We start from the raw sequence: 19116 nt of genomic DNA, 5'->3' as shown, positions 1-19116 counted from the left end.
AACTTCCTTGCTTATACAAAGTTATAATTTTCTTTGTAAGTAGAAATCTCTTCATGAATATGAATACCACGCTTTTCTAGTTCATCAAAAATCATTTGTGGATTTTCAAAAGCGAATTCAGGAGTAATAACACCAACTTTATTAACTACTCCTTTTGCAATTAACTCTGTAGCGATTCCAAATGGGATTCCAACATTTCTTGTATAAGCTCTTAACTTCTCCCAGCCTACTACAGAACCATCAGATAGCGGATGCGTATGGTATAACACATGTCGCTGTTTTTGATTATTTTTCATACCTACTACCTCTACATGAAGTGCATAACCATAAAGCTCTGTTTCTTGTCCTTCCTTCGATTTTAGTAGATACTTCGAAATGCAATCCATAATACCAATCTCTTTACCATTTATTTCAATCTGATCATTACGCAATATGCCGTAATCATATAAAGCACGTACGAGCTGCATGTTTTGCTGCGGCCAAGTTCCTCTCGTCTCTATCAGTTTGATGCCTTTATCTTCTAGCGCCTTTGCTAACGTAATCGTTTCAGAATGCGGAATGATATACTGCGTTGTTTTACCATAAGGCGCTGGCAATTCAATTTCTCTCGGGCGCGCAAACGGAGGTACTTGCTTAAACTCACCATCTTCATACACTGTACGCGATGGTAAATGTGGATCATATTCATATGTCGTTGTTTCTGTAATTGATGCAGAAAAAGCAATTGGACGATACGAACCGTGGCTTACACGAACAGACTCCACCGTATCTAACTGATTTGCTGCATGCATGGCCATCATTTGCGTTACACCTGGCGTCATACCAAATCCAGGTAGACATGTTTTTTCGTTTTGAACAAATATAGAATGGGATTCATTTTCTTCACCAAATCCATTTAAGTTCACACCGTGACAGCCAGCATCTGCAATACAGCGAGTAGACAAGCCATTTAACTTTATCGTCGTACCGTCCATAACAATGTCATAGCCTTTCATTTTTGCAACTGTATCCTCATGATTTGTTACATCTACTTTCACAAAATCAACACGAGGATCATTGAGCCATTTTACTACTTTAAGGCCCTCTTCCTCATTAAAATCGGCTACTGTAATCGTCTCAAATGATGAATATTGAACTAAATCCAAAATTGCTTCCCGACAAATTTTACCTGCTCCACCTAAGCAAAATACTTTCATCCTATAACGACTCCTTTAGCAATACTATCAACTAAGCGATTAATATCTTCTTCATGTACATCACCGATATTTCCAATGCGGAACGTATCTACTTTCGAAATTTTCCCAGGATAAATAACAAATCCATAACGCTTTAACTCGTTATACAACTGTTGAAACTCGAATCTCTCTTCTGGATAAATGAAAGATGTAATAATAGGAGATTGATATTTCTCATCTACTAGCGCTCGAAAACCAATTTCTTTCATTCTATTAACTAATAGCCTTTGATTGTTGTAATATCGATTGTAACGCGCTCTTACTCCGCCTTCTTCTTCTAATTCAAGCAATGCCTGATAAAAAGCGTGTACAACATGTGTTGGTGAAGTAAAACGCCATTTCCCATTTTGCTCTTCCATCGTTTCCCATTGATCATATAAATCAAGAGATAAAGAACGGGCTTGCCCTTTACACTTCAGCAATTCATCACGCTTTGCGATTACAAATCCAAATCCTGGAACACCTTGAATACACTTATTCGCACTGCTAATTAAAAAATCAATTTGTAAATCAGCAATGTCTATTTCAATCCCGCCAAAACTACTCATTGCATCAACAATTGTAACCTTTCCGTACTGCTTTCCTAATTTACATACATCTACAATTGGGTTTATAATGCCTGTTGTTGTTTCACAATGAACAACTGCAATATGAGTAATCTCTTTATCTTCTTGCAATAACTTTTCAGCCTCTACAATATTAGTAGGTTCCCACTCTTCTGTTTGACTGACCACCACATCTATATGTAACATCTCTGCCATTTGCACAATGCGCTTTCCGTATGCACCATTTGTACAAACGAGAAGTTTTCCGCTTTTAGGAATAACAGAGCCAATTACCGCTTCAACTGAAAATGACCCGCTTCCTTGCATTAATACTGTTGTATATTTCTCTTCTTCCTTCGTTGCTAACGATACAAGTTTAACCCTTACTTCCTGTACCATCGTGTTATATTCAACATCCCACGTACACCAATCGTATAACATAACTTCTTTTACCGTTTTTGTTGTCGTCAATGGTCCTGGCGTTAATAATAAGTAGTGATTTTCATTCATGATCCTACGCCCCTTTTATGAAATAATAAATTCTTGTTTCTCGATCTGTTCAATTACGTTCCCCAGTTCCTGCATCGTCTCAATCGTAAAATGCGCCCCGTTTTCAACGAAACGCTTTCGAACTACTTCCATTTTTTCACGAAGTTCTACCGGATCCATAGTTTCAGCTGCCCACTCGCTTAAACCAAGTTCACTACTACCAAGAATTACGCCAACAGTCCACATCCCAGCATTTCTGCCCTCTTTCATATCTGACACAGTGTCCCCGACTTTTATCATATGATTCATTGGATACACACCAAGTTCCATCGCATTTTTATAACACATCCATGGGTATGGACGGCCTGCTGGAACATCATCTGGCGTCACAAGAAAATCAGGTTTATACCCTTGTATTTCTGCTTCTTTTGCCACAATATCCATCATTTCTCTCGTATAGCCAGTTGTTGATCCAATTTTAAGGCCTCTTTTACGTAATGAAGCAACCACTTCTTTCACTCCATCAATTGGATCAGCATAACTTGGCAAAATAGTAAAGAGTATTTCTTCAAACTCTTCATACATCTCATGAATGTCTGCTTCTGTCGGTAATTGTCCAAAAACACGCTCCCACTCATTTGCAATACGAGGCATTTCTGTTAGTGCCCTTACATGATCGATCTTTAATAATCCCATCGGTTTACGGGCTTCTTCATCTGTAATTTTAACACCACGTTTACGAAAAATTTTTATGAATACTTCCAGTGGTGCAAAACATCCGTAATCAACTGTCGTACCTGCCCAATCAAAAATAACTGCTTCAATTTTCATTCTATCCATCACCCTTCTTATTTAGCTTTTTTGCCATTGTGAGGTTCGGTTACGAAGTGCTTTCGTTCCCCATTCATATAAGACTCTCACTACAATATTCGTAACAACAATAAGTACACTCATCGCGGCAGCTGGTGCCACATTTCCTGCATCATCCATATTTACGATTGATACGGCAGCTAGCTTAAAATCAGCTGCATATAAGAATACGACCGCTGAGACAGTTACCATTGAATTTACGAAGTAGTACATAACCATTTCTAAAATGGCTGGTAAACACATCGGTACTGTTACTCGGAAGAATGTTTTATAAAACGGAATACCCATCGACTGCGAAACAAGCTCAAACTCTCGGTCAAGTTTCTTTAAAGCTGTTGTTGCCGTAACGAATGTTACAGAATAAAAATGAATGATATTTACTAGTACTAACACAGCGATTGTTCCATATAAAGAATGAAACGGATTCGTTACTGATAGTCCAAGAATTTGAATCGTTGGCTGACTAAAGAAAAAGACGTATCCTAATCCAAGTACTAAACCTGGAATTGCTAAAGGCACGATAGAGAAAAAGTAACCTGTTTTTCGGAAAAATTGTAGCTGGTCTATTTTCTCAATTGCATATGCGAATATAAATGTTAAAATCGCCCCAATAACCGCTGTAACTGCTGAGACAATTACGCTATTTTTAAACGCTTCAAGTCCATCTCCTGTTAAACTTGAAAAATTAAAATGCTCAAATGTAAAACTCATATTATACGGCCATACTTTCACACTTGTAGCGATACCAACCGCAACAAACAAAAGAATAATCATAAGTGTAATTACACTACAATATATAAATGAAATTACATCTCTTTTCTTATTAGCTATTATTCTGTATGGTACTGCTTTTGAAGATAAGAAGTTCGCCTGCTTTCTTTGTGTAATACGATCAACTGCAAATGCAAATATAGCTGGGATTAATAAAATCATTCCGACAGTAGCACCCATCGGCATATTTTGTTGCCCAATTACTTGTTTGTATACATCAGTTGCAAGCACATTATATTGTCCACCAACAATTTTTGGTGCTCCAAAATCAGTGAAACTAAGTGTAAACACAACGAACATTGCACTAATTAATCCGTACTTTACACTAGGTAAAGTAACAGTGAAAAATTGCTTTGTTTTACTCGCTCCTAACATATTCGAAGCTTCATATAAACGGTAATCAGAACCTTGGAAAGCAATTAATAAAATAAGAAATGCTTGCGGAAATGTATACATAACTTCAGCCATTACAATTCCTACTGGTCCGTATAAAGGAATTTGTATACCTTCAAATAAACCGAACATCCCTTTCGTTATTAACCCTTGATTACCAAATAAATATGTAAGCGCAATACCATGCATCATCGTCGGTGCAAATAATGGTAATAACGCTACGTATTGAAATACGCGCTTTCCAAAAACATTTGTACGAGCGATCGCATATGCGTAAGCGAATGCGAGTGTAACTGAAATAATTGTTGTAGCGCCCGAAATCCATATCGTATTTTGTAATGATTGTACTAGCGTTGGTGTTGTGAAATATTTACTAAAATTCGCAGCACCAACGAAAGCTCCATCTTTATCGTAAAAGGCTTGTGTAAACAGTTGTAATAGCGGTAATACAAGTATGATAAGAAAGGAAAGTATCATACCGATAATTACTAGCCTTTGGATCCATTCCTCTTTTCCGATACGTCTCTTAATCTTTTTTTTCGTACTTGCTGCCTGATAGTTTTCTAGCATCTCCATCTATACAATGACCTTCTTTCCATATGACAGCATATGATTTTCTGAGAAAGAGATTTGAATTGGCTTCCCTTTTCTAATAGCATTTTTTTCTACTTCTGATGCCAATATATCCACTACAATTTTCTCATTATAAAGATGCGTTTTCTCTTCTATGACCCGCACTTCCGCCCGGTATACAGATCCGCGAAATTCCATGCTTTCTACAACTGTTTTCATACCATTATTTTGTACAACTGTTACATGTTCAGGACGAATTGCATGTTCTTCGTTATTTTTCGAAAAGAAATTAATAGAACCAATAAAATCTGCCACAAACGGATTTGCTGGTCTTTGATAAATCTCCTCTGGTGTTCCAATCTGCATAATTTCCGCATGATTCATTACAACAATTTTATCAGCCATCGTTAATGCCTCTTCTTGATCATGCGTTACCATAATAGTTGTTACTCCTACTTTTTCTTGCAAATCACGCAGTTCTCTACGCAACTTTTCACGCACTTTTGCATCTAAAGCAGATAACGGCTCATCAAGTAACAAAATGTCAGGAGACAGAGCGAGCGCACGTGCAAGTGCTACTCGCTGCTGTTGTCCACCAGACATTTGAGCAGGATATTTATCTTTTACATTCAGCAAATCTACAAGTTCTAATGCGGAAAGTGCTTTCTCTTTTACTTCTGCTTTTCCATATTTTTTTGTCTTTAAGCCGTATTCAATGTTTTCAAGTGCTGTTAAATTTGGAAATAGTGCATACGATTGAAAAACCATTCCAAAATTCCTTTTTCCAGGCGGCAATGCTGTAATATCTTTTCCATTCACAGCTATACTGCCTGTCGTTGGTTCTTCTAGCCCAGCTAAAATACGAAGCAACGTCGTTTTCCCACAACCACTTGGGCCTAATAAACAAACAAACTCATTTTTTTTCACAGTAAAAGAAATATCTTTTAACGCTGTAAATGCATCAAACTTTTTTTGAATGTGTTGAATTGATAAATATTCGCTCATTTTTCTCTCTCCCACTCACTTACTTTTTCGGTTCTGCTTTTTGGCCAAACTCTTTTTCCCAACGCTCTAAAATTTTGTCACGATTTTCTGCTGCCCATTTGAAATCATTCTTTTTGTATAATTTTTCAGTAACATCTTTAGGGAATCCATCTGGAAGTTTATAATCATTTTTAATTGTCGCAAATCCATTTTTCTCGAAGTATAACTTCATTACATCATCTGTAATTGCCCAGTCTAAAAATGCTTGTGCTAATTTATCATTTTTAGCATTATCTTTCTTAATAAGTGCGTTCGCTTCTACTTCCCAGCCTAATCCTTCTTTCGGCAGTACAACTTCAACTGGTGCACCTTTTTGTTTCTCTTTTAACGCACTATAAACCATTGATACACCAACTGGATATTCACCTGCTCCTGCTAATTTCGCTGGTTTTGAACCTGAATGCGTATAAGATGCCATATTATCATGAAGTTTCTTCATGTAATCCCAGCCTTTTTCTTCACCCATGATTTGTAGCCATGCAGAAACTGTTAAAAATCCTGTTCCAGAAGAAGCCGGATGTGGCATAACAAGCGTTCCTTTATATTCCGGTTTCGTTAAATCTTCATATGATTCTGGCATCGGTAAATTTTTCTTCTTTAACTCTTCTTTATTCACTGCAATTCCCGTCATAAATGCTGTATTACCTACCCATTTTTCAGGTTTCTTATCATCTTTAAATTGCGGAAGGACACGATCTGCTCCTTTTGGAGAGTATTCTTTTAACATATCTTTTTTCTCTAAAGCTAATAGACTAGACGCCGCAGTTCCCCATACAACATCTGCTTGTGTATTTTTTCCTTCAGCAAGTAATTTCGCTGTAATAACTCCTGTTGAATCACGAACAATGTTCAACTTCACATCTGGGTACTTCTTTTTGAAAGAATCAAGATAAATTGGTACAAGCTCTTCTTCAATCGCTGTGTAAACAGTTAATGATCCAGATAATTTATCATCTTTCACTTTTGCTCCAGCACTTTCTTCTTTCTTTGCACCACACCCCATTAATAACGAAAATACCATTCCAGTTGCTACAGCTTTAAAGATTGTTTTTTTCACTGTTTCTCTCTCCTTTTACAAATCTTATGTACAACTCAAATATAAACAACTAGTGTAAAAGCAGTATTAAACCAACATTAATCTTTTGTTTGTTGGTTGTTTTTGTGTAATACGTTGCTACTTCTGTGTTTTTTCACATTTTTCTGCCAATACTAAACACCAAATTTACAAATAATTAAAAAAACCTTTATAATCCCACAAAAAAATGAGGCGTTTGTAAAAAACGCCTCATTTTTGTTTACCTTTTTTTGAATTACGATTTGCATACTTCGCACTATTTTCTCCTTCATACTCTAATGCAAATTCTGCATCTGGTAAGCTTTCTTTCGGAGTTTTATTATTGTTGATTGCCGCATTTTGTTTCACTTTTCTTTTCGCCAATACATTCACCTGCTCTCAAGAAATAACTTTCTATTCTAGTTTGAAACAACCCGCAATAATTATTACTGGCAAGTGTTAACAAGTACATAAGAGCTTATATATGGAAATACTACATACGAACAAGCCATTACAAAAAGGAGCGATAACTTTGAAGGAGAAAGAAACGATCCAATCGCCAATTTTAGACGAGACGCTCCCGCATCAAATGAACTTTCCATCTTTTAAAGGCACAGGAAAAAAGATGCAACAACCTTTTATAAATCAATATGATGTTGTAATTGGAGACAGTAAATACGATTCCACTAACAGTCCTCTTAATAATTGGAGCGATGAAGTAGATCCTGCCATTATGGCTGGGAAAGAATGGGTACACCCCACAAATGATATTGGATGGATTTCAGAAGAAAATCAAGAGTTGCTAAAAAATGAAGTTGATAATAAAAATGAAGCTTTTATGCATCCGCAATTTGGCATTAACGACTAAAAAACCATTCTACCTAACGTAGGTAGAATGGTTTCATACTATCCAATAATGATTCGCTCTTTCGGATATTTATAGCGAGGTGGCTGCTCTCTTCCGCCACTAGCCAATATAAATGTTAAAATACCGACGCGTCCGATAAACATAAGTACAATGAGTACAAGTTTACCAACAGTTGTTAAATCTGGAGTAATACCTGTTGATAGTCCCGTCGTCCCAAAAGCAGAACAAACTTCCACTATTAAGCTCATAAGTGGTACATTTTCTGTAATAGATAAAATAAATAGCGCTGAGGCACATAATAAAATCCCCATCGTCATAACAACAGATGCTTTCAGTACATCTTCTTCATGTATCTGACGTTTGAAGACTCGGACTGTTCTCCCGCCCCTAGCAAATGTATATAAAGATAATATATTAACAGCAAATGTTGTTGTACGAATCCCGCCCCCAACCGAACTTGGAGATGCTCCTATAAACATCAATATACTCATAAATAAAAGCGTCGGTTGTGACAATTCACGTATATCCATCGTAGCGAGTCCACCGCTTCGCGTCGTCACAGATTGGAATAATGTATAAAATATCGTTTCATGCCATGACTTTCCTGCTAAAAAATGATTTCGTTCTAATAGAAAAATCATAATTGTTCCAACGACAACGAGTGCAAAAAATGTCGTTGTCGTTAATTTCGTAAATAATGAAAAACGAAATAGTTGCTGTCGCCTTTTACTAAGGAATTGCTTTACTTCCATTAACACCGGGAAGCCGATAGCTCCTAAAATAATAAGTAACATATGAATCATTTGAACAATATAATCCTTTTTGTACGGAATCAGTGATTGTCCAGTTAAATCAAATCCTCCGTTCGTAGTTGCACTAACAGCAGCAAAGAAACCGTGAAAATAAGCTTCTTGCCAAGTCGGGAAGTAAAGTAAAAATCTTGTACCCAACAGTATTGCTCCAATGAGCTCTATCGAAATAATTACAATTAAAATAGAACGCATCAATTCTACAAGACCCGATAAATTCCCTTGATTATGGTCTGCCATAATTAATCTTCTTCGCTGCAAACCAATCTTTTTCCCCGTTATGATCCAAACGAATGTACCAAGCGCCATAATTCCTAAGCCGCCTAATTGTAAAATTAGGGCTAGAACAATAATTCCTGCCGTAGTAAATGTATCTGGAATCGTAACAACAGACAATCCCGTAACACTTACCGCACTAACAGATGTAAATAAGGCGTCGATAAACGTCCATTTCACACCATCCTTCGTAACAAACGGTAAACTAAGCAATATCACCGATACGACTACTGCTAATAAATAAAACAAAACAATGAGTTGTACGGGACGTAATTTTTGTAAAAATTTTTTTATATCTCTCATTCCATCACTTCGCTACCTTTTTTCTATCGATTAAATAAAGAAAAATCTTCGCTTTCTTTATTTGTAAATAACTGCTCAAATGATTTGGCAAATACCATTCCATACACAGTTCCATTTCCCCCATATGGCAGTGCGTAATATAAATTATGTATTTTTTTATCTTCTTTTAAAATAGGAAGACCATCATGACTGCCACCAAATGCTGCTGCCCAATAGTACTCTGCCTGTATATTTTTATACTGCGGGAACATTTCTTTTACAATGTTAATAAGGATATCACGCTTGTGCAATAATTTCGTATCACCGATTGTTTGAATTTGCATCGCTTCATCTAATCCACCTACAATAATACGGTTTTGATACGTTCGAAAATATAAGTAAGGCCGTGCTGTTTCCCAAATTAATGATTGCTCATGCCAGCCTTCAAAATGATCTATCTCATTTGTCACAACTGCATAAGACGTTTCTACTGTTGTATTTTTCTCTTTCTTTCCAAATATTGCTTCATAACCTGTCGCCATAATAATATTCTTTGCTACGATTTTATTTCCTGCTGTCGTGTAACAAATTAAATCATTTTGGATTCGTTTAATATGTAGTGCCTCTGTATGTTCATAAATAGTAGCACCCATTTGTTTCGCTTTATGCAATAGACTATGCGCTAATAAATATGGATTCACTTCTGCATCACCGCTTGTATATAACGCTGCTTGTTTTGCAAATGAATAACGTTTCTTAATATCAGACTCTGTAAAATATTCAACTGGAAATCCATAATGGCGTAACGTATTATATTCTTCTTGTAAAAATGAAATATCCTCATCTCTACTTGCATAATACAAACTATTTCGCGGAATAAAATGAGGATCAATATCGAGAGTTGGCACAACTTTCTCCATTGTTCTGAGCGCTTCATAACAAAGTCTATATGCTCGTGCCCCTTTCTCTTCGCCAAATGTATGGATAAGAGAGGTCAACGATTTATCATGAAGAAATTGTAATAAACCTGTATTGGCAGCTGTACTACCACATGCAATTGCTCTTTTTTCAATGAGCGTAACACGCATTCCAATTTTCGCTAACGCATACGCTATATGAGCGCCTGCTTCTCCACTTCCAACTACGAGCACATCACATATCATATCATTTTCTAGCGTTGGATAACAAGGTACAGAAACTCCTGTATTCCAAAACAACTTACCAGTTATAAGCTTCATAATTATACTCCTACAATGTAAATTTCTCCTTCCTATGTTTCGTCATTTTTCATAAAAAAATCCAACTAACATAGGCTAGTTGGATTTTTTCTTTTTAATTCGAACGCTCTTCAAGCCAATTTCCAATCGTTGGATATGTTTGTTTTACAGCTGTTCCACCGTAAACGATAGACATATGCCCTGTTGGTAAACATACGTATTGTTTATCTGTGCTAGAAATATGATCAAGTAAAGCTTCTACTTGACACGGAAGAGCGATATGATCACGTTTCGCGGAAATATTTAAGACATTCGCTTTAATATTTGCTAGGTCTACCTTTTGTCCACGAATAACGAGTTCACCCTTAACCAATTTATTATTTTGATAAAAATCACGAATCCATTGTCTATAAGATTCACCTGGGAACGGAATACCGTCACCAACCCATTTTTGAACTAACTTCCAACTTTCGACGAAGCGCTCATTTTCTGAACGATCGACTAAAGCAACATATGGACCGACAAAGTTTGTAATTGGTTTTAGCATCTTGTTTCCGAAATCAATCATTTCTGGCGGAATATTTCCGAATGTATCAACCGCTTTATCTAAATTAAAATATTTTTCATCTAGTAAAGGACCATATAATCCTGTTTCAGAAAAATCAAAAGGACTTGTCATGAAGATTAAATTACGAATTGGCATGTGCGGATGAAGTGCTGCATAAATAGATGTTAATGTTCCACCCATGCAATAACCAAGTAAAGAAATCTCGTCCGATTTTGCAGTTCTCATTACTTTTTTCACTGCTTTCGCAATATAATCGAACACGAAATCATCAAATTTCAAATGACTATCTTCTAAACCAAATGTTCCCCAATCAAGCATATACACATCAAAACCACGATCCACTAAATACTCCACTAAACTATTTCCTGGAGTTAAATCCATAATATATGGCTTATTAATAAGAGCATATATTAATAAGATTGGCACTCTTTGAGTTTTTTCTTGTTTTGGAATGTAACGATACAGCTTCGTTTTATTCTTCGTCCAAATAACCTCTTTCGGTGTTAAACCAACTTGTGGTTCTGGTTCACGTAATAAAATTTCACTCGCTCTTTTCACACGACGATATGCTTTTCGGTACTCTTCTGGGTACAACTCTAATTGCTTTTCCCATTCTGTTACGAATGTAGTCATTTTTCTATCTCCTTTTCGATCGATTTCTTTCTAAAAAAAGAAGTGCATTCCTGCTATGGATATGCACTTTTTTCTTACTTCATTACATGTATAATCCGCCATTAATATTTAATTGCTGACCTGTGATATAAGCACCGTCACGGCATAGGTATACTACACCTTTTGCAATTTCATCAGCTTGGCCAAAACGTTTTTTCGGGATTTTCGCAACGATTTTTTGACGCACTTCTTCTGGTACTTCTGCTACCATTTCAGTATCAATAAATCCTGGGCAAATTGCGTTTACAGTTACATTTGTTTTTGCAAGTTCTAATGCTAATGATTTTGTAAATCCTAGCATACCTGCTTTCGCTGCTGAATAGTTTGTTTGTCCAAATCCACCAGCTTGGCCAATAATAGAAGAAATACTAATGATTCTTCCTTCTTCTGCTTCCGATATGTATGGAAGTACTGCACTTGTCGTATTAAATACACTGCTTAAGTTCACGTCAATTACGCGCTCCCAATCTTCACGATTTAACTTTTTGAATGTACGATCTCTTGTAATACCAGCATTATTAACAAGAATATCAACTTTACCAAAATGATTCACAGCTTCTTCTACAAGTCGGTTTGCATCTTCTACTTTAGAAACATCCGCTTGAACTGCATAAACGTCATGTCCTTCTTTTCCTAATTCGTTTACTAAGTTTTCAGCTGCTTCTTTGCTACTGTTATAGTTAATAACAACTTTTGCGCCCTCTTGTGCTAATGCTACTGTAATTGCTTTTCCAATTCCTTTTGCCCCACCTGTTACGATTGCTACTTTGCCATTTAATTGAACCATTTCTTTTCCCCCTTAAATGAATTTGTGAACGATTGTTATGAATCATTTTGGTACTCATACTAATAGAGTCCATATATTAATTATGTTTCGTTGTTTATACACGAAAAAAGATTCTCCCTCTCTCTTACACGTTATAAACAAACGCTTTTATCATTTTTTATTTTCTGGCTTATTCGCAGGCTTTACTTCTTCTTTTACAGGTACTTGCAGTTTAGCTAGTACCGCATTTTGCTTTTCTAGTAATTCTAAAATTTGATCAACTTTCGTTTCTAACGTGCGAAGATCTTGTTTTACTTTCGTAACATCACGCTTTAATGTAGGAGCTTGTTCTAATGAATCTACTTTCTCTTCTAGAACTTCCTCGATGTTATCTACTTTATTTTCCAAGTTAATAACAAGCGTAGCCACTCTTGCGATATCCTCTTTTGTCGGTACATTTACTTGTTCTAAATAATTTTTTGTCGTATCATTTAATGCTTTTTGATAAAACAAATTCAAATCTAGAACGCTACCCATCCAAGCAGAATATTCTTCTGTTTTAATTGTTTCATTGAGCGCTTTTCCCCAAAATGTTTCGGTTTGTTCATAAGCATTTTTCCATGCTTGTAATGGATCGAATTTTTGATCAATCACTTTACCTACACTCCCTTTTTCGTTTTTGAAACAATTCAACCTATTCACTATTTTCTAATATTCTGAATAAAACTTCAAGTACATATTTTATTTTTCTTTATTTTCCAACAAATGTATTGACATTAAAAACAGATAGGTGTAAATTGCACTTATAAGCAAAAAATTCCATCTAACTGATTCATGAGGTGATGCACAATCATGCTACAAAATGAACCAGAACAACGCGAAAGTTTGGAGAACAACCAAGCAAAACAACCAAACTCCATGCCAAAAAACTTCTTAGTTCCCTTCTTACTTCTCTGTCTAAAAGACTGGAGTCTTCATGGTTACAAACTTATTCAAATGCTAATGGATATCGGCTTTTCTTCTGTTGACCAAGGCAATGTGTATAGAACACTACGCAAATTAGAAAAAGAAAATCTTATTTCTTCTACTTGGGATACAAGCGATGGAGGGCCAGCAAAAAGAATTTATTCTTTAACTGAATATGGAGAGCAATATTTAACAACATGTGCGACTTCTTTTGAGCATTACCAAAATATGCTGCGGACGTTTTTCACGTTATACACCAACGCATTCTTTCCATTTTCTACTTCTCCAGAAAAGGATGAAAAGGATTCTTCATCTTCACCTGGTGGTACAGCAGAGTAATCTGCGTTCACAATATGCAAAAAAACATTTGGAGGTTCAAACAATGGAAACTAAGCCATACGAATTAGTCGATGCATTTTGGAAAAACTGGTCTCAATCTCTTTCCCTTTTCTCTTCAGCAGGGAAACAATTAGAGCAACTTACTTTAGAAACGTTAAAACAACAACAAGACGCTTTGCATAAATTAACATCAGGAGTAGATGAACTAGAAAAAGAACTACACCAATTCACTGCTCAGTTCAATAACCAATATACAGATTACGTGAAGCAATTAACTGGAAACTCCTTAAATGACCAAATTAACGAGTGGCAAGAAAAATGGAATGAGCTTTCTACTCAAATGCACCAACTTACTGTTTCTCCTACGAAAACATCTTTGTCTATTCTTACTCAAACAAGTGGGCAATTTGAAGAAACAACAAAGCACTTTATCGAGCAACAACAGTCTCAACGTGAAGAGGTTCAAAAACAGTTAGAAGTTTTTTTGGGAGAGTTCAAGTCCAAACAACTCGAACTCGCAAAGCAGTTCGAGGAAAACTCAAAAAATCTATTTACTTCCATCAAGTAAGAAAAATGTGGCAACTAACTGCAGCACAAACAAAACTCTTTCTTCCTCCTACTACATCAAGATGGCTGGCATTTTTCGATATGGAAAAGAAGGAGGACAAAATGAATCCATTTCAAGAAGCACAAACTGTTCCGGAGCTTCGTTATGATGAGATTCAAGTCGGTGACCAAGCATCATTAACAAAACAAATTACGGATGAGGACGTTATCAATTTTGCAAAATTGACTGGAGATGTAAATCCCATTCATATTTTAGATTCGTTTGCAAAAACGACAATGTTTAAAGAACGTATTGCTCATGGCATGCTCGTTTCCAGTTTTATTTCTACCATTCTCGGAACGAAACTCCCTGGCAAAAACACGATTTATTTATCTCAAAACGTTTCATTCCGTGCTCCTGTCAAAATCGGCGATACACTTCGTGTAGTGGCAGAAGTCATCAAAAAACGGGATGATAAAAAAATCATTACATTACAAACAAACATCTATAATCAATCGGGTGATATTGTCGTGGAAGGTACAGCGACAATACTGAAAAAAGAGTAGCAAATTTGCTACTCTTTTTTTCTATCCAAGAACTTCTAATCACACCGATTACTTCCGGGTATGAGTACGTTATTTCCACATAAAATAACGTTACCAGCTTAGATAGTACTTAGCTAAACTGGACTACTCATAAGGATGTGTATCAACATGGTAAAAACAAACAAATTACTAGTTCCAGGTGCAGAACAAGCGCTTGAACAATTTAAATATGAAATTGCACAAGAATTTGGTGTTAGCTTAGGATCTAATACAGCTTCTCGATCTAACGGTTCAGTTGGCGGCGAAGTAACAAAACGTCTTGTTGCTTTAGCTCAACAACAATTACGTGGATAATTATATATCATATGGCTTAGAGGCAGATATTCTCTGCCTCTTTCTATTTTCAACATACATATTAGCGCTTTTTCACATACTAACAAGAGCAAACCGAAAGGAACGATATGTGACATGAAACGGATTAACATTAGTATGAGTCCTCCCCGCGTTCTTACTTTATCTTTTATTGTATTATCTATTATCGGCACATGTTTATTAAAGCTACCAATAGCTACCACAACGTCTATTTCATGGCTCGATGCCTTATTTACAACAGTTTCTGCTTGTACTGTTACTGGTCTTGGTGTTGTAGATACTGGAAAAGTATTTACTTTGTTCGGACAGTGTGTCATTTTAACGCTTATACAAGTGGGTGGGCTTGGCATTATGAGCTTCGCTATTTTAATTGCGATTATGCTCGGTAGAAAAATCGGCCTTCAAAACCGAATTTTGTTACAACAAGCATTAAATCAAACGAATATCGGCGGTGTCATTCGTCTTGCCAAAGCATTATTTTTATTCTCTTTTACAGTCGAATGTATCGCTACTTTATTTCTCTCTTTTGAATGGGTACCAAAATACGGGATTGCTAAAGGAATATATTATAGTTTTTTTCATTCAATCTCAGCCTTTAATAACGCTGGTTTTTCTGTGTGGAGTGATAATTTAATGTCCCATTCCCATAGTATTCTTGTCAATCTTGTTATTTCTTCTCTCATCATTTTAGGTGGGATCGGTTTTACAGTAATCGTAGATATCAAAAGAAAGAGAAACTTTAAAAACCTTACTTTACACTCAAAGCTTATGCTCTCTTCTACTCTAATCGTAAATATTATTGCTACCGTTTTTATTTTTATTTTCGAGTTCCATAACTCTCTTTCTATGAGAGATTTCACCCCCTTTGAAGAAGGAATGGCAGCTTATTTCCAAGCGGTTTCAACGCGAACTGCTGGATTTAATACGGTTGATATTTCTGCATTATCCAAACCTTCCCTACTATTAATGATGCTCCTTATGTTTATTGGTGCTGGTAGTGCTTCAACCGGTGGTGGAATTAAGTTAACAACATTTTTAATCATGTTTTTTGGGGTATTTAAATTTTTACAAGAACAAGATGATATTGTCGTGTTTAAAAAATCCATTAAAGATACTCTCATTGTCAAATCATTAACTATTACTATTATTTCCATTTCATTTATCTTTTTTGCTATTTTAATTTTGAGTATTACTGAACGTGTTCCTCTATTGATGAGTGCTTTCGAAGTATTTTCAGCATTTGGTACTGTCGGCCTCAGTATGAATTTAACACCACACTTAACAATTATCGGAAAAGCTATTATTATCTTTATGATGTTCTTTGGAAAAATGGGACCTTTAACATTGGCTTTTTCATTTGCACGTAAAAAGAACCGAAAAATAAAATATCCGAATGAAGATATTTTAACAGGTTGACAACCGTATAAATTATCCATATAATGAGAGTACAACAGCATATCTCCAAAGGGGAGTAGCGTCCAAGAACGATTTCTTGGAAACAAAGTCGTCATTACGTAGAACTTAGTTCTTCCGGCTTTGTTGGCATTTTCATTACATATGTCTAGCAAGACCTTTGCCTATCAACGGCAGAGGTCTTTTTTGTTTTTTACCAAAGCCTTCCACCGTTGATGCGCAGGAGTATGGGGAAGCTAAACAATGGGGAATTTCTTCACTTGTTTAGTACTTAGAGAAATGAGAGGAGAATGTACATGGATGTATCATTATTATTGGAGTATGGTTGGGTATTACTCATCCTAATTGCACTAGAGGGGATTTTAGCGGCTGATAACGCTCTCGTTCTTGCAATTATGGTAAAACATTTACCAGAAGAAAAACGAAAGAAAGCACTATTTTATGGATTAGCAGGGGCATTTGTTTTCCGCTTCGGATCACTATTTATGATTTCGTTCCTAGTCGATGTATGGCAAGTGCAAGCAATTGGTGCGATTTATCTTATGTTTATCGCGGGGAATCATTTATTTAAAACGTATGTTAAAAAGAATGCACCTGAAGAAACAGAAGAAAAAGAAACAGAGAAAAAACAAGAAAACTTTTGGTGGACTGTATTTAAAGTCGAAGTTGCTGATATCGCCTTCGCAGTTGATTCAATTTTAGCTGCTGTTGCATTAGCAATGACTTTACCGAAAACAGGGTTAGGTACGATTGGTAGTCTTGATACAGGTCAATTTATCGTTATCTTTACAGGTGGACTTATCGGATTAGTTATTATGCGATTTGCAGCATCTGCTTTCGTACAAATATTAAAACGTAAACCAGGACTTGAAACTGCAGCATTCTTAATTGTAGGTTGGGTTGGTGTGAAATTAGCAGTGTATACGCTAGCACACCCTGCTTTAGGTGTCCTTCCGCACTCATTCCCAGAATCTACTCCATGGAAGCTTACATTCTGGGGCGTATTAGTTGGAATTGCAGTTTGCGGTTGGTTCTTCTCAAAAGAAGTAGAAGTAAAAGTAGAAAAGAATTTAGACGAAAAAGCGCTGTAATCACAGCGCTTTTTCTTTTTCACTCATTTCAATCCCTCTCTATTTTTAGAAAAATTTCCATTATACTACCTATTGTAAGCGCTCCCCTTGCGGATGTATGTCCTTTTTGTGAAATATTGAACAAACTTATTGAAAACGAGAACAAATCCATGTACTTTATTCATATAAGGAGTATTTATAGATGATGTACTAAAGGAGCGTATTACTCATGCTAGAACAAGGATTAGATTATGTTGTCAAACTGGCTAAGAGCAAAAAGCAAATGATAGATACAAACCCAATGCAATATTTCATTCGTGCTGCACTTGCTGGTATTTATATCGGTTTTATTATTGTACTATGTTTTAAATTAGGTAACTTTTTTCACATTGTAGATTCACCAGCAACCTATTTAGCTGAGTCCATGTTTTTCGGAATTGCCCTCGTACTTATTATATATGGCGGTGCTGAATTATTTACTGGAAATACAATGTATTTCACAGTGGCAACTTTACGAAAAGAAACAACGATTTCTGATACACTTCGTAACTGGGTTGCTTGTTATGCAGGTAACTTAGCTGGCGCTTTATTCTTTGCCTTACTATTTTACGCAACTAGCATTTTCGGAGCAATCGATCACGGTCATTTAATGAATACAGTCGTTGAAGGAAAAATGAACACACCTACAATGCAATTATTCTTTAAAGCGATTTTATGTAACTGGCTCGTATGTCTTGCCTGCTTCTTACCTTCTCAAGTAAAAGGTGATACAGCAAAAATATTGATGATAATGATGCTTGTTTTCACATTCTTCTTATCTGGCTATGAGCATAGCATTGCAAACTTGTCATTGTTTGCCTTATCTTTAGTTTCACCACATCCTGATACAATTACTTTCGCTGGGGCTATTCATAACTTAATTCCAGTTACAATCGGTAACATTATTGGCGGATCCGTATTTGTCGGTATGGTTTATCATTACTTAACAAAGAAAGCACCTACTGTTAAACAGGAAGAAACTGAATTAGCAGCAGTTCCAACAGAGGAAATCATTCCTTTACAAGCACATATGAAACATTAAAAACTCCAAAGTATCACTTTGGAGTTTTTAGCTCCCTACATATTTAACGACAATATGAGGATCAATTTCTCCTTGCTCTTTTCCCTTCTCAATTCTCTGCTTCATCTGATACATACCGATGACATCATTTGTATGCAGATGAATTTCATTAAGATCTAAACCTTCTGTACAAAAGGCTTCTACAAAATCTAATCCGCTCTTTTGCCTCCATCCCATGTTATAGTCAAGAGAAAGGATGTTTACCTTATTACTCCGAACAAATTGTAACGCAGATTCTACCGTAGTCGCCAATACATATCCGAACGGACAACTTCTTTGATCATCCATATACACATTCATTTTCTAATTCCC

At 36.0% G+C, this 19116-nt stretch carries 21 protein-coding genes; 8 read left to right on the top strand and 13 right to left on the bottom strand.

Translation table 11 applies throughout. The annotated features are described in order from the left end of the window. Positions 1-11: 11 nt before the first annotated feature. The 7 genes from MR065_RS05200 to MR065_RS05170 form a co-directional block, all read right to left on the bottom strand. Entirely contained in the window at positions 12-1196 is a 1185-nt protein-coding gene (locus tag MR065_RS05200) for a saccharopine dehydrogenase family protein (protein ID WP_242212732.1), read from the bottom strand. Beyond that, the gene (gene phnW / locus MR065_RS05195; protein WP_242212731.1) at positions 1193-2290 is read right to left on the bottom strand and encodes a 2-aminoethylphosphonate--pyruvate transaminase; all 1098 of its coding nucleotides are present in this window, start codon (positions 2288-2290) and stop codon (positions 1193-1195) included. Before phnW ends, MR065_RS05200 begins: the two co-directional genes overlap by 4 nt. Positions 2291-2305: 15 nt before the next feature. Further along, the gene (phnX, locus tag MR065_RS05190) at positions 2306-3100 is read right to left on the bottom strand and encodes a phosphonoacetaldehyde hydrolase (RefSeq protein ID WP_242212730.1); all 795 of its coding nucleotides are present in this window, start codon (positions 3098-3100) and stop codon (positions 2306-2308) included. 21 nt (positions 3101-3121) lie between these two features. Next, on the bottom strand, positions 3122-4879 hold the full coding sequence (locus tag MR065_RS05185) for a putative 2-aminoethylphosphonate ABC transporter permease subunit (RefSeq protein WP_242212729.1): 1758 nt from the start codon (positions 4877-4879) through the stop codon (positions 3122-3124). Further along, positions 4880-5881 (bottom strand): putative 2-aminoethylphosphonate ABC transporter ATP-binding protein, encoded by a 1002-nt coding sequence (locus MR065_RS05180; protein WP_242212728.1) that lies wholly within the window; start codon positions 5879-5881, stop codon positions 4880-4882. It lies immediately after the preceding gene. Positions 5882-5900: 19 nt separating this feature from the next. Continuing rightward, entirely contained in the window at positions 5901-6977 is a 1077-nt protein-coding gene (locus MR065_RS05175; protein WP_097903480.1) for a putative 2-aminoethylphosphonate ABC transporter substrate-binding protein, read from the bottom strand. 228 nt (positions 6978-7205) lie between these two features. Next, positions 7206-7358 carry a hypothetical protein gene (locus MR065_RS05170; protein WP_061654694.1) on the bottom strand — a complete coding sequence of 51 codons (153 nt, stop codon included), beginning with the start codon at positions 7356-7358 and terminating at the stop codon, positions 7206-7208. A 100-nt stretch (positions 7359-7458) separates the two neighbouring features. Here MR065_RS05170 and MR065_RS05165 point away from each other — a divergent pair, with 100 nt between their 5' ends. Continuing rightward, positions 7459-7842 (top strand): DUF3905 domain-containing protein, encoded by a 384-nt coding sequence (locus MR065_RS05165; RefSeq protein ID WP_242212727.1) that lies wholly within the window; start codon positions 7459-7461, stop codon positions 7840-7842. 38 nt (positions 7843-7880) lie between these two features. On the opposite strand, the gene MR065_RS05160 is transcribed toward MR065_RS05165, so the two are convergent. The 5 genes from MR065_RS05160 to phaR form a co-directional block, all read right to left on the bottom strand. After that, positions 7881-9230, bottom strand: a complete 1350-nt coding sequence (locus MR065_RS05160; protein ID WP_001204700.1) for a TrkH family potassium uptake protein — start codon at positions 9228-9230, stop codon at positions 7881-7883. A 23-nt stretch (positions 9231-9253) separates the two neighbouring features. Continuing rightward, the gene (locus MR065_RS05155) at positions 9254-10447 is read right to left on the bottom strand and encodes an NAD(P)/FAD-dependent oxidoreductase (protein WP_242212726.1); all 1194 of its coding nucleotides are present in this window, start codon (positions 10445-10447) and stop codon (positions 9254-9256) included. A gap of 94 nt (positions 10448-10541) precedes the next feature. Then, complete coding sequence (gene phaC, locus MR065_RS05150) at positions 10542-11627, bottom strand: class III poly(R)-hydroxyalkanoic acid synthase subunit PhaC (protein WP_000206837.1); 1086 nt, start codon at positions 11625-11627, stop codon at positions 10542-10544. Between the two features lie 82 nt (positions 11628-11709). After that, complete coding sequence (locus tag MR065_RS05145; RefSeq protein ID WP_000250411.1) at positions 11710-12453, bottom strand: acetoacetyl-CoA reductase; 744 nt, start codon at positions 12451-12453, stop codon at positions 11710-11712. Positions 12454-12603: 150 nt separating this feature from the next. Further along, complete coding sequence (phaR, locus tag MR065_RS05140) at positions 12604-13086, bottom strand: polyhydroxyalkanoic acid synthase subunit PhaR (protein WP_097903477.1); 483 nt, start codon at positions 13084-13086, stop codon at positions 12604-12606. A 198-nt stretch (positions 13087-13284) separates the two neighbouring features. Between phaR and phaQ the strand changes: the two genes are divergently transcribed. The 7 genes from phaQ to MR065_RS05105 all read left to right on the top strand — a co-directional run bounded on the left by phaQ (position 13285) and on the right by MR065_RS05105 (position 18765). Further along, positions 13285-13737: a poly-beta-hydroxybutyrate-responsive repressor gene (phaQ, locus tag MR065_RS05135; protein ID WP_000939954.1), complete on the top strand. Its 453-nt coding sequence runs from the start codon at positions 13285-13287 to the stop codon at positions 13735-13737. Positions 13738-13780: 43 nt separating this feature from the next. Next, positions 13781-14305 carry a polyhydroxyalkanoic acid inclusion protein PhaP gene (gene phaP, locus MR065_RS05130; protein WP_000448577.1) on the top strand — a complete coding sequence of 175 codons (525 nt, stop codon included), beginning with the start codon at positions 13781-13783 and terminating at the stop codon, positions 14303-14305. A gap of 101 nt (positions 14306-14406) precedes the next feature. Next, positions 14407-14850 carry a MaoC family dehydratase gene (locus tag MR065_RS05125; RefSeq protein ID WP_071709900.1) on the top strand — a complete coding sequence of 148 codons (444 nt, stop codon included), beginning with the start codon at positions 14407-14409 and terminating at the stop codon, positions 14848-14850. A gap of 147 nt (positions 14851-14997) precedes the next feature. Then, a complete protein-coding gene (locus MR065_RS05120) occupies positions 14998-15183 on the top strand; it encodes an alpha/beta-type small acid-soluble spore protein (protein WP_000241212.1) in 186 nt (61 codons plus the stop codon). Positions 15184-15297: 114 nt separating this feature from the next. Then, positions 15298-16617 carry a TrkH family potassium uptake protein gene (locus tag MR065_RS05115; RefSeq protein ID WP_242212725.1) on the top strand — a complete coding sequence of 440 codons (1320 nt, stop codon included), beginning with the start codon at positions 15298-15300 and terminating at the stop codon, positions 16615-16617. A gap of 293 nt (positions 16618-16910) precedes the next feature. Further along, positions 16911-17705 (top strand): TerC family protein, encoded by a 795-nt coding sequence (locus MR065_RS05110; protein ID WP_088231348.1) that lies wholly within the window; start codon positions 16911-16913, stop codon positions 17703-17705. A 208-nt stretch (positions 17706-17913) separates the two neighbouring features. Further along, positions 17914-18765, top strand: a complete 852-nt coding sequence (locus MR065_RS05105) for a formate/nitrite transporter family protein (protein ID WP_242212724.1) — start codon at positions 17914-17916, stop codon at positions 18763-18765. Between the two features lie 27 nt (positions 18766-18792). On the opposite strand, the gene MR065_RS05100 is transcribed toward MR065_RS05105, so the two are convergent. Beyond that, the gene (locus MR065_RS05100; protein WP_098990344.1) at positions 18793-19104 is read right to left on the bottom strand and encodes a cyclic-phosphate processing receiver domain-containing protein; all 312 of its coding nucleotides are present in this window, start codon (positions 19102-19104) and stop codon (positions 18793-18795) included. Positions 19105-19116 lie beyond the last annotated feature (12 nt).

It is taken from the genome of Bacillus cereus group sp. BfR-BA-01383 (assembly GCF_022663495.1).
Lineage (GTDB): Bacteria > Bacillota > Bacilli > Bacillales > Bacillaceae_G > Bacillus_A > Bacillus_A cereus_AU.
Note: the sequence above shows the minus strand (reverse complement) of the source record. Positions and strands in the feature narration are given on the sequence as shown.

What these genes read in the sequence shown, in the direction of transcription:
- phaP (WP_000448577.1), top strand. Translation starts at nt 13,781, where the DNA reads ATGGAAACTAAGCCATACGAATTAGTCGATGCATTTTGGAAAAACTGG.
- MR065_RS05185 (WP_242212729.1), bottom strand. Translation starts at nt 4,879, where the DNA reads ATGGAGATGCTAGAAAACTATCAGGCAGCAAGTACGAAAAAAAAGATT.
- MR065_RS05105 (WP_242212724.1), top strand. Translation starts at nt 17,914, where the DNA reads ATGCTAGAACAAGGATTAGATTATGTTGTCAAACTGGCTAAGAGCAAA.
- MR065_RS05160 (WP_001204700.1), bottom strand. Translation starts at nt 9,230, where the DNA reads ATGAGAGATATAAAAAAATTTTTACAAAAATTACGTCCCGTACAACTC.
- MR065_RS05180 (WP_242212728.1), bottom strand. Translation starts at nt 5,881, where the DNA reads ATGAGCGAATATTTATCAATTCAACACATTCAAAAAAAGTTTGATGCA.
- MR065_RS05120 (WP_000241212.1), top strand. Translation starts at nt 14,998, where the DNA reads ATGGTAAAAACAAACAAATTACTAGTTCCAGGTGCAGAACAAGCGCTT.
- MR065_RS05155 (WP_242212726.1), bottom strand. Translation starts at nt 10,447, where the DNA reads ATGAAGCTTATAACTGGTAAGTTGTTTTGGAATACAGGAGTTTCTGTA.
- MR065_RS05110 (WP_088231348.1), top strand. Translation starts at nt 16,911, where the DNA reads ATGGATGTATCATTATTATTGGAGTATGGTTGGGTATTACTCATCCTA.
- phaQ (WP_000939954.1), top strand. Translation starts at nt 13,285, where the DNA reads ATGCTACAAAATGAACCAGAACAACGCGAAAGTTTGGAGAACAACCAA.
- MR065_RS05145 (WP_000250411.1), bottom strand. Translation starts at nt 12,453, where the DNA reads ATGGTTCAATTAAATGGCAAAGTAGCAATCGTAACAGGTGGGGCAAAA.
- MR065_RS05165 (WP_242212727.1), top strand. Translation starts at nt 7,459, where the DNA reads ATGGAAATACTACATACGAACAAGCCATTACAAAAAGGAGCGATAACT.
- phnW (WP_242212731.1), bottom strand. Translation starts at nt 2,290, where the DNA reads ATGAATGAAAATCACTACTTATTATTAACGCCAGGACCATTGACGACA.
- MR065_RS05200 (WP_242212732.1), bottom strand. Translation starts at nt 1,196, where the DNA reads ATGAAAGTATTTTGCTTAGGTGGAGCAGGTAAAATTTGTCGGGAAGCA.
- MR065_RS05115 (WP_242212725.1), top strand. Translation starts at nt 15,298, where the DNA reads ATGAAACGGATTAACATTAGTATGAGTCCTCCCCGCGTTCTTACTTTA.
- MR065_RS05125 (WP_071709900.1), top strand. Translation starts at nt 14,407, where the DNA reads ATGAATCCATTTCAAGAAGCACAAACTGTTCCGGAGCTTCGTTATGAT.
- MR065_RS05100 (WP_098990344.1), bottom strand. Translation starts at nt 19,104, where the DNA reads ATGAATGTGTATATGGATGATCAAAGAAGTTGTCCGTTCGGATATGTA.
- phaC (WP_000206837.1), bottom strand. Translation starts at nt 11,627, where the DNA reads ATGACTACATTCGTAACAGAATGGGAAAAGCAATTAGAGTTGTACCCA.
- phnX (WP_242212730.1), bottom strand. Translation starts at nt 3,100, where the DNA reads ATGAAAATTGAAGCAGTTATTTTTGATTGGGCAGGTACGACAGTTGAT.